The 10,187-nt window shown below is 37.0% G+C and carries 10 protein-coding genes; 6 read left to right on the top strand and 4 right to left on the bottom strand.

The window, feature by feature from the left end; all coding sequences use genetic code 11:
• A partial coding sequence (locus A5N85_RS09255; protein WP_249023948.1) for a transposase occupies positions 1–227 on the top strand: 227 nt, incomplete at its 5' end.
• A gap of 497 nt (positions 228–724) precedes the next feature.
• Here the strand turns inward: A5N85_RS09255 and A5N85_RS09250 are convergent.
• From A5N85_RS09250 to ahpC, 4 genes are all read right to left on the bottom strand, one after another.
• Positions 725–2,125 (bottom strand): SLC13 family permease, encoded by a 1,401-nt coding sequence (locus A5N85_RS09250; RefSeq protein ID WP_072576971.1) that lies wholly within the window; start codon positions 2,123–2,125, stop codon positions 725–727.
• A gap of 230 nt (positions 2,126–2,355) precedes the next feature.
• Positions 2,356–3,036, bottom strand: coding sequence for a bifunctional protein-disulfide isomerase/oxidoreductase DsbC (gene dsbC / locus A5N85_RS09245; RefSeq protein ID WP_072576970.1), 681 nt, complete (start codon positions 3,034–3,036; stop codon positions 2,356–2,358).
• A gap of 327 nt (positions 3,037–3,363) precedes the next feature.
• Positions 3,364–4,920, bottom strand: a complete 1,557-nt coding sequence (gene ahpF / locus A5N85_RS09240; RefSeq protein ID WP_072576969.1) for an alkyl hydroperoxide reductase subunit F — start codon at positions 4,918–4,920, stop codon at positions 3,364–3,366.
• An 88-nt stretch (positions 4,921–5,008) separates the two neighbouring features.
• The gene (gene ahpC, locus A5N85_RS09235) at positions 5,009–5,572 is read right to left on the bottom strand and encodes an alkyl hydroperoxide reductase subunit C (RefSeq protein WP_072576968.1); all 564 of its coding nucleotides are present in this window, start codon (positions 5,570–5,572) and stop codon (positions 5,009–5,011) included.
• Positions 5,573–5,715: 143 nt separating this feature from the next.
• Here ahpC and A5N85_RS09230 point away from each other — a divergent pair, with 143 nt between their 5' ends.
• The 5 genes from A5N85_RS09230 (at position 5,716) to A5N85_RS09210 (ending at position 9,947) form a co-directional block, all read left to right on the top strand.
• Positions 5,716–6,615, top strand: coding sequence for a hydrogen peroxide-inducible genes activator (locus tag A5N85_RS09230; protein ID WP_072576967.1), 900 nt, complete (start codon positions 5,716–5,718; stop codon positions 6,613–6,615).
• Positions 6,612–7,346 carry a sulfate transporter CysZ gene (gene cysZ / locus A5N85_RS09225; RefSeq protein WP_072576966.1) on the top strand — a complete coding sequence of 245 codons (735 nt, stop codon included), beginning with the start codon at positions 6,612–6,614 and terminating at the stop codon, positions 7,344–7,346. The genes A5N85_RS09230 and cysZ overlap by 4 nt, the downstream gene beginning before the upstream one ends.
• Before the next feature lie 165 nt (positions 7,347–7,511).
• On the top strand, positions 7,512–7,784 hold the full coding sequence (locus A5N85_RS09220; RefSeq protein WP_072576965.1) for an FAD assembly factor SdhE: 273 nt from the start codon (positions 7,512–7,514) through the stop codon (positions 7,782–7,784).
• 139 nt (positions 7,785–7,923) lie between these two features.
• Positions 7,924–9,300, top strand: a complete 1,377-nt coding sequence (gene hemN / locus A5N85_RS09215; protein WP_072576964.1) for an oxygen-independent coproporphyrinogen III oxidase — start codon at positions 7,924–7,926, stop codon at positions 9,298–9,300.
• 5 nt (positions 9,301–9,305) lie between these two features.
• Positions 9,306–9,947 (top strand): sulfite exporter TauE/SafE family protein, encoded by a 642-nt coding sequence (locus tag A5N85_RS09210; RefSeq protein ID WP_072576963.1) that lies wholly within the window; start codon positions 9,306–9,308, stop codon positions 9,945–9,947.
• Positions 9,948–10,187 lie beyond the last annotated feature (240 nt).

The following is a 10,187-nucleotide window of genomic DNA, read 5'->3' as shown; positions in this document are numbered from 1 at the left end:
ACAGTGTAATTGTCATGGACAATGCCGCTTTTCATAAACGCAGTGATATTCAAGCAATCATTGAAGAGCATGGGCATGAGATAGTTTGGTTACTCCCTTATAGTCCAGACTTAAATCCTATTGAAAAGATGTGGGCTTGGATTAAGCAAATACGCAAAGAATGGCGGATGGATTGTATTGATACTTTATGCTTTTATCTGCTTTGGATTGGGTTGGGTTTTAGATGATTGCACTATAACTATTCTAGTAGTCTTTTACTATAAGTATCAAAAAGAAGGAACTTCTATTGTTTATCTTGACGAGAATGGCTTTAGAAGTCAGTGGTTACGTCGGTATGGATGGTCTGAGACCTTTGCAAAATTCCGTTTTATACTAAGTTTTGCTACTAGTAGAAAAATTAACGCCATAATTTTAATATGTTTTCAAAATTTAAAAAATTGAACTTTCTCTATTTTATGTTTTTCTTAAGGTCTCAAATTAAATTTAAAAAACAACTCTAACGGTGTTGCTACACGATGTGCTTCGTGCGGATTGCACCCGCGCATGGAGCGTTGATAAAAGCGGTTTAGAAAAAATATATTGGTAGTGGTTTGCAAAGTATGCTGGACTATGACTTAATAATTTCAACAAAATAAAATATTAAATTTCAATATACTAAATTGATATTTTTTTTTTACAGAAATTACTCAGCATACTTTGCAAACCACTACCAATATATTAAATATTACATTAAAAAGAAATATGCCCATGCTGCGATAATAACAATACATAGGGCATTTAAGAGCATTCCTACTCGCATCATATCGCGTTGCTTAATCAAGCCTGTTCCGAAGACGATTGCATTTGGCGGAGTTGCTACAGGTAGCATAAAAGCACAAGATGCTCCAATGCCAATAACCATTACAAGGACCTCTTTTGGCAATCCCATTTGTGTTGCAATACTGGCAAAGATAGGAACCAATAAAGCAGCAGATGCAGTGTTACTGGTAAATTCTGTCAAAATAACAATAAAAGCAGTAACGCCTAAAACAACAAGAAATGGATGCGCTAATACAAATGCAGATGCCATTTGTTCCCCTAAAACGGCTGAAGCACCAGAGAGTTTTAATAAATTACTTAAGGCAATCCCGCCACCAAAGAGCAATAACACCCCCCAATCCGTATTATCTGCAACATCTTTCCAAGTGGCTAAACCCAGTACAACGACTAAAACTGCCGCAATCAACGCAATAATCGTATCTAATTTGGCAATAGGATAATACTCGGCAATCTTACTGCTGAAAATCCACGCTAACGCGGTGCAAACAAACAATATCATGGTTATTATTCGGATAGGTGTCCATGGAATATGCTGATTTTTATGTAAATCGGCTGAACCTTGTTTCAAATTCGGTTTTAATACCACATAAAGAGAGAAGACCATCAATGGCAGAATAATCAACATCATTGGAACACCCAGTTTCATCCAACCAGGAAAATCAAGTGATAATGCTTTGGCTGCAATCATATTCGGTGGCGAACCGACCAATGTTCCCAAGCCACCAATACTGGCAGAATAAGCAATTCCTAGTAAAACAAATGCGAAAGTATGCCGATCTTTCTCTTTATCTAAATGGTCCATCATTCCAAGCGCTAATGGCAGCATCATTGCTGCTGTCGCGGTATTACTAATCCACATTGATAAAAAAGCGGTTACTAAAAAGATGAGTAACACCGCTAGTAACATATTTCCTTTGGAAAGAGAAATGAGCCACATCGCAATTTTTTTATCTAATTTTTGCATATGCAAGGCAGTTGCTAATGCAAATCCACCAAAAAAGATGAAAATAATGGGATCAGCAAAGCTACTTAATGCTGCTTTTGTTTCCATTTTTGGAATGGCACAAAGCGCCGCTAAAATTGGAACCATTAAAGCTGTAACCGTAATATGGACCGCTTCTGTAAACCATAATATGGCTACAAACAATAAAATGGCTAATCCCTTATTAGCATTGGCATCAAAAGGCAATACAGCTTCAAGCCCAAAAGCCAATCCAGCAGCAATCAACATGATAAGCAAGCCCTTTAGATTGCCTCGTGGCATAAGCGTTGTGAGCTGCTGGGTATTATCTGGCGTATTGGTCATATTTCCTCCTTTGTTAAATTAACCCATCTTTTAGCGGTAAAAGTGTTTTCCTTACTTATTAGTCAATTTTTTATATTATATGGATAATTTTTAAGATATTCACATTATTTTGTGATGAAATTTGATAAAAAACATCTACATCATTCTTTTTATATTCTTCAAAAAAATCAGGCAATAAAAAAGCCATGATTTAAACATCATGGCTTTTAAAAATAAGAAATAAGCGAATATTACTTATCTAAAATCTTAATTAATTCATCAGGTTTATGATACCCAGGTAACATTGTTCCATCTTCTAAAATCAACGCTGGTGTACCAGTCACATTAAATTGTAGTCCTAAATTATATTGTTTTTGAACGACATCTGGCGACATCGCGCTTGGGATTTTACCCTTCTCTGCTGCATCAAAAGCTGCTTTTGGGTCATCACTTTTCCAAATGGCTTCCATTTGACCAGCGACTTTTGAATTTCCACCCGCTCTTGGGAAAGCGAGATAGCGAATGGTAATTCCTCTATCGTTATATCCTTGCATATCTTTATGTAAACGCATGCAATAAGGGCAAGTAATATCTGTAAAGACATTAACAACATGTTTTTGATCTTTGGCAGGATAAACAATCATTTGTGGCACCATTGATTCTAGCTTTTTCATCAAAGGACGATTGGTTAAGTCCACAGGTCCTTTATCGGTTATCTCAACCAAAGTACCTTGTAAGAAATACTTTCCGTCTTCTGTTGCATAAAAAATCCCCTGATCACTAACCACTTGCTTTAATCCAGCAATCGGCGAATCGCTAATTTCCATATTCGTCACATTAAAAGGAGAAAGCGCATTTTTAATGGCGTTATCATCCGCTATTGCTGAATGGGTAAGAATAGTAACTGCTGTTGCTAAAAGCATTTTTTGCATAAAATTTTCCTATCAAATAAGGGGATTAAAGAGTGTATATAATAGCAAATTTCCCTTTTGCCAATATTAGCTTTTAGATAATACTCTGTTTGAGAAAAAGTCTAATCATTGCATGAATGGCATTCATCTTTTTAAAACCTTTGCAAAATTCCGTTTTATACTAATTTGTGCTACTAGTAGAAAAATAACACTATGATTTTAATATATTTTCAAAATTTAAAAAATTGAAATTTCTCTATTTTATATTTTTTGCAAAGGTCTCCTTTTTTATAAAAAATCCCCGCTTAACGGGGATTTACATTGCCTAATAATGATTTTATTTAAGAATTAATTTTGGCGGATGAGATAATCAAAAGCTGATAAAGCGGCTTTTGCACCTTCTCCCATGGCAATAACAATTTGCTTATAAGGAACGGTCGTACAATCTCCCGCAGCGAAAATACCTGCAATATTGGTTTCACCTTTAGCATTAATCACAATTTCACCAAAGCGAGTACATTCAACCACATCTTTAACAAATGTTGTATTTGGAACTAAACCAATTTGAACAAATACTCCTTCTAAATCTAATTGATGCTCTGAACCGTCTGCTCTATTTTGATAGCGAATAGCATTGACTTTACCGCTTTCTGCTTGGATAGACTGCGTTGCAACATTCGTATAAATATCAATATTCTCTTTTTTCTCAGCTGCTTCGACCAATACTTTATCCGCTTTTAAAGTTTCGGCAAATTCAAATACACTCACATGTTTAACAATACCCGCTAAATCTAGTGCTGCTTCAATACCAGAATTCCCGCCACCAATGACAGCAACATGCTTACCTTTAAAGAAAGGTCCATCACAGTGTGGGCAATAAGCAACGCCTTTTCCTAAATTTTCTTTTTCTCCAGGCACACCTAGTTCACGCCATTTTGCACCACTAGCAATAATTAGCGTACGCGTTTCAATAACTTCACCCGTTTTTAAAGTAACTTTATGCGTTTTTTCGCCTTTTTCAACGTTCTTAACCGTTAAGTTTTCTTTAACTGTAATCTCATAAGCAGCAATATGCTCTTGCAACTGAGCAGCTAAAACTGGGCCTGTTGTTTCTTTTGTTCCAATCAGGTTTTCAATACCCATGGTATCTTTAACTTGCCCACCAATTCTATCGGCAATTAAAGTGACTTTTAAGCCTTTACGTGCCGCATAAATCGCCGCAGAAGCACCTGCTGGCCCACCGCCAATAACGGTCACATCTTGCACAGGCAATTGTTCAGCGTGATTACTATTAACAATTTCAGGATATTTTTCGATTAATTTTTCAATGAGTTTTGCGGTATCAATTTTACCGTTAGCAAAGCTTTCGCCATTGAGATAGACAGAAGGAACACCTTGAATATTGCGTGCTTCAATTTCTTCTTGGAAAAGTCCGCCATCAATCATTTCGCTTTGAATATTCTTATTAAGTAACGCAAATTGATTAAGCGCCTGCACGACATCTGGACAATTATGGCAAGAAAGCGAGACAAAGGTTTCAAATTTTAATGGTTGCTGAATATTACGAATAAGTGTTTGAATACCGCTATCTAATTTTAGTGCAGTTCCGCCTGCTTGTAAGATTGCTAAGATGAGAGAAGAAAACTCATGTCCACCGGGAATACCAGAAAAAATAATATCTGTTGGCTGTTTATCGGCTTCTAGTGTAAAACTGACTGGGCTACGCGCGCCTTCAAAATCTCTTTCCTCTAAAGATAGCTTATCTGAAACAGCGCTTAAATCAGATAAAAATTCTTTTAATTCCACGCGCTTATTATGTTCACCCGTTTGCAGCACGAAGGTAATGGATTTGCTGAGGTTTGCTGTGTATTGTTTGACTGCCTCTAACATATTTTGATCTAGCATTGAAAATTCCTATCGTTAATGCCTTAAAAAAGCCGGTGAACCGGCGCGAAAGTGGCGACAAAAGCTGCCGCCAACTTAAATAAATAATTTAGATTTTACCAACTAAATCTAAGCTTGGTTTCAACGTTTCTTGACCTTCTTCCCAAGCTGCTGGACAAACTTCGCCATCATGTTCTGCAACATAGCGCGCAGCTTTTAATTTACGAACCATATCTTTAGCACTACGACCGATACCATTGTCATGAATTTCAGCTACTTTAATGACCCCTTCGGGGTTTACTAAGAAAGTACCACGGTATGCAACGCCTTCTTCTTCGATCATGACATCAAAGCCACGAGCTAAAACACCAGTTGGATCACCAAGCATTGGATAGTTGATTTTACCGATAGCTTCAGAAGTATCATGCCAAGCTTTATGTGTGAAGTGAGTATCACAAGAAACTGAATAAACTTCAGCATCTAGCTTTTTGAACTCATCGTAATATTTAGCCATATCTTCTAATTCAGTTGGGCAGACAAAAGTAAAATCTGCTGGATAGAAGATAAAAATAGCCCATTTACCTTTTACATCTTCGCTAGTAATGGTTTTAAATTCACCATTATGGAAAGCTTGAACTGAAAATTCAGGAATTGAACGATTGATGATTGGCATAAAAGTACCTCTACTTTTTTGATTGAAGAAACTGAGCGTATTATAGCAGTATGATTGACAACTCCAAAGTTCAAAATCTTTAATTTTTCGTCAAGTAATATAAAATATATACTAGCACTTTAATTTATTTTACAGGATATCACATGATTACTTTACGTCAGATTCAATTTGCGCTTGCCGTTGCGCGGCATCGACATTTTAAACGTGCTGCAGAAGAATGTAATATTTCACAATCTGCTTTATCGTTAGGAATTGCTGAGCTAGAAAAAAATTTAGGCGTTGCCATTTTTGAACGCAATAATAAACAAGTCGTTATTACCCCAATTGGTGCCGAACTATTAGAGCGTGCACAAAAAGTCTATTTAGATGCACAACAGCTAGTCGAGCGTGCTCATGCTGGGCAAAATGATTTAGGTTTTGCAATGAGCATTGGTTTCATTCCTACCATTGCGCCCTTTCTTTTACCTCTAGCCCTTCCTATCATTCGCGAAAAATATCCTGACTTTGAAATGAATGTCAGTGAAGATACTTCCGAGCGCTTATTAAATGCAGTTCAAACTGGACGTATTGATGCAGCGGTACTTGCCCTGCCTTTTGAAACGCCTGGATTAAACGTATTTGAGTTTGGACAGGAAAATTTTTATGTTCTTGTCCATAAAGACGACAAATTAGCCAATAAAAAGCTAATTACCTCTAATGATTTAAAAAATGCGCATTTATTATTATTAGGGGAAGGGCACTGCCTACGCGATCATGTCATGGAAGTTTGTAAACTACAATATGAGATGGGAAAAGATATGTTTAAAGATGCCAGCTTAAATACCCTAATTCAGCTAACAGCTAATAATATGGGGGTTACACTTATTCCAGAAATGGCGCTCCCACAAATGAAACATTTACCTAACTTAAAAGCCATTCCTTTAGACGCGAAAGGTCCTCATAGGCGCTTAGCTGTCGCTACTCGTCCAAACTATCCTCGAGAAAAAGACTTAAAAACCTTAATTCAGCTCTTTAGTCAATCTTTAGCACCTATTGCAAAATGAAAGCTTTAAATTGTTTATTTGAAGCCTTCTCTTGGCTAAACCGTCCGAAATTAAGGCTATTTGTTTGGATACCACTACTCATTAATGTAGTGGTATTCGGCGGAGCAACATGGGGACTATTACACTACTTTGACTTACTCATGAATCGTTTTTTACCTGAAAATTCATGGTTGCATTACTTTCGATGGATTGCTTGGCCGCTGATTGCCCTAACTTTAGTTATTATCGTTTTCTATACCTTTTCTTTACTCGCTAATATTATTGCTGCACCGTTTAATGGATTTTTAGCAGATGCCGTAGAGCAATTAGAAACTGGACAAGCCCCTGAAAGTGGACTAAATTTCGCACAAGAAATTGGGTTAAGTATTTGGCAAGAAATTAAGAAAACGCTATTCTTTTTAAGTCGAGCCATTCCGATTTTTCTACTAGGTTTTATCCCTGTAGTGAATTTAATCGTTCCTATTTTATGGTTTATCTACTCTGCTTGGGTTGCCTACTTACAATATATGGATTATCCCATGGCAAACAATGGTATTTTCTTTTCTAGACAACGCCAAATTTTACGCGGTCAGCCAATCGAAATGTTTGGATTTGGAGGCTTAGCAACCGTCATGCTCAGTATCCCTGTCTTAAATTTAATTGCGATGCCTGTCGCTGTTATTGGTGCAACCTTACATTGGTCTCGCTATATCAAGCCTAATATTTCTCAGCTACCGAATAATCATTCATAACATCATCTCTTGCGAATTTTTTTAAGCCAGAAGGGCGAGAGATTCATTAACGCAACTACATGTTTTTTATTAACAACTGCAATTCAATTTGAGATAACGACTGTACTTGAACCTGCTTTATCTTAATCAGCGGAGTACAATAATCTTTTTATAAGGAGGATTTCGATGAATCCAAAATTAAAATGGCTTTGTCGCCGTGGAATGAAAGAGCTTGATATTTTAATGGAAAATTATCTTATCAATGAATATCCTCACGTTGACCGTGCGCGTCAAATTGCGTTTGAAACGTTATTAGAATATCAAGATCCACTAATTTTAGACTTATTATTCGATCGCTGTCGTGATGAAAATACAGATGTTCAAGCTTTAATAGAACAGTTAAAAACTTATCAAATCGCCCAACAATCACAAGCTAAAGCACCATTATCAGAAAAATAAGAACCTACTCTCTATTAAAGCGTTACTATCTTTTTATTTATCGATAAAATATTATTTTATTTTAGAAAAATCTAGTTATCCATTTCGATTATCCGTGTGCACATTTGTTAAAATACCAAATCGAACAACATGAGGCTTTATGACTGCATATTTTGACGCAGCGCTAATTGAAAAATACCGCATGAGCGGTCCGCGCTATACTTCTTATCCTACCGCTGTTCAATTCAGCGATACTTTTACCGCTAATGACCACATCGCCCGCCTAAAAAGCAGTAATACTAGCCAAAGAGATTTATCGCTTTATCTACATATCCCTTTCTGTGAACATGTCTGCTATTTCTGTGGTTGTAATAAAATTATCACTCGAAATCATAAACAAGCCGCTGACTATCTAGATTATTTAGAAAAAGATATCGCTCGACAAGCTGAGTACATTGACAATGAAAGACGTGTTATCCAATTACATTTTGGCGGTGGAACCCCAACTTTTATTAGCAAAGAAGAGCAAAGCGCCCTTTTTGATGTCTTACATAAATATTTTCGCTTTGCAGATGATGCAGAAGGCGAGTTTTCGATTGAAATTGATCCGCGAACCGTTAATGAAGATTATCTTGCACATTTGAGAACATTAGGTTTTAACCGCGTAAGCTTTGGGGTTCAAGATTTTGACCCAGCTGTTCAAAAAGCCGTTAATCGCGTACAACCTTATGAAAGCGTTGCCGCTATTATGGAAAGCGCGCGTAAACTAGGGTATCAATCCATTTCAGTGGATTTAATTTATGGCTTACCTTTACAAACAGCAGATAGCTTTGCCAAAACCGTTGAAGCCATGATTGGCTTAGCGCCCGATCGACTAGCCGTTTTTAATTATGCACACATGCCAGACCTCTTTGGTGCACAAAAACAAATTAATGCTGAAGATTTGCCTTCTCCAGCAGAAAAACTTCAGATTTTAGAAAATACCATTACGCAATTAACGGATGCGGGATATGTCTTTATTGGTTTAGATCATTTTGCGAAACCTGATGACAGCTTAATACATCATCAAAAAAATGGAACGCTTTATCGTAACTTCCAAGGCTATTCAACTTTTTCTAATTGTGATTTATTGGGTTTTGGAATTAGTGCCATTTCTCAAATTGACAATAGCTATAGCCAACACCACAAAGCCCGCGACAAATACTATCGTGCTATTGAAGAAGGCGGTTTACCCATTGCACGCGGCGTAGCGCTTACCCAAGAAGATATCATCCGCAGAGATATCATCACCGATATTATGTGCAATTTACACTTAGACCTTTCCCGCATTAGTCAACAATATCAGATTGATGCAGAAACTATGTTTGCCCAAGAATGGAAAGACTTACAGATTTTAGCAGATGATGGTTTACTCACGCTTTCTGGAAATAAAATGCAGGTAGAAGCACCGGGTAGATTACTTATCCGAAATATTGCCATGATATTTGATACTTATTTAAAAGCAGAAGGTAAACGTCGATTCTCACAAGTCATCTAATCATTATGCTTCTTCCACTATTAAGCAGTGCCTTTTTTACCGGACTTGCAGGCAGCGCACATTGTGTTGGGATGTGTGGCGGAATAGGAAGCAGTCTAGGTATTGGAACGCAAAGAACCTCTCATACCCTTTTATATCAAAGTGGTCGTTTGCTGTCTTATACCTTATTAGGACTCATTCTTGGTAGTATTTTTCCTTTATTGGGTATTCACCCCAGCTTGCCCAGTTGGGGAATATGGCTTCGCCGCTTAACGGCTATCCTGATTGCCTTTATTGGTATCAGACAATTTTTTCATACCACACCTTTACGATGGTTAGAAAAATACGGACGATATTTATGGCAACCGATTGCTCGTATGACACGAGCTTTTTTACCCGTTCGTACAGGTTCAGACGCTTTCTTGCTCGGCATATTATGGGGGCTACTCCCCTGCGGACTTATCTATTCCGCGCTAGGCGTTGCGATTAGTACCGCCAATCCTCTATTTGCTGCTGCTGTCATGCTCACTTTTGGTTTAGGAACATTACCTGCGATGTTAGGAATTACCTTCTTTTCTCAACAATTTAATCAATGGCTAACAAAAGCATCTTTTCGAAGCATTCTAGGGCTATTACTCATACTCACCGCCTTTTGGACTTGGCATTAAATATTTATCGTTAAATAAAAAGGATTTTCTTTATCAGAATTTTTTCTTAAAATACTGAATACTGAATACTGAATACTGAATACTGAATACTGAATACTGAATACTGAATACTGAATACTGAATACTGAATACTGAATACTGAATACTGAATACTGAATACTGAATACTGAATACTGAATACTGAATACTGAATACTGAATACTGAATACTGAATACTGAATACTGAATACTGAATACTGA

The organism is Suttonella ornithocola, assembly GCF_001889065.1.
GTDB classification, from domain to species: domain Bacteria; phylum Pseudomonadota; class Gammaproteobacteria; order Cardiobacteriales; family Cardiobacteriaceae; genus Suttonella_A; species Suttonella_A ornithocola.
Note: the sequence above shows the minus strand (reverse complement) of the source record. Positions and strands in the feature narration are given on the sequence as shown.